This is a genomic window from Psychrobacter sp. TB55-MNA-CIBAN-0194, assembly GCF_040309505.1.
GTDB lineage: Bacteria > Pseudomonadota > Gammaproteobacteria > Pseudomonadales > Moraxellaceae > Psychrobacter > Psychrobacter fozii.
Genome location: NZ_JBEOOW010000544.1, coordinates 1 through 253, shown reverse-complemented (window position 1 = coordinate 253; position 253 = coordinate 1). Strand labels below are relative to the sequence as shown.

Sequence of the window (253 nt, the reverse complement as noted above, 5' to 3'; positions counted from 1 at the left end):
GACTTATCCCGCATAAAGGTAAAGGCAATTGGTTAGAACTGACGGTTAAATTTAAGTGATATAAAATGAATATTGAAATTGAAACACAGAACAATTACCAAGTGATTAAGCTTTATGGTGAAGTGGATCTGAACAATTCGCGCAGTATCAAACTCGACATTATAAAATTAATTAAGAGTAAAAATAACATCATTGTCGATTTCACCCATCTGCAATATATCGACAGCTCAGGTATGGCGTCACTGGTTGAGGC

At 35.2% G+C, this 253-nt stretch carries 1 protein-coding gene; it reads left to right on the top strand.

The features are described 5' to 3' along the window. Window positions 1–65: 65 nt before the first annotated feature. Window positions 66–253, top strand: a 188-nt coding sequence (locus tag AAEY75_RS16225) for an STAS domain-containing protein (RefSeq protein WP_352260178.1), incomplete at its 3' end; no start/stop codon positions are given.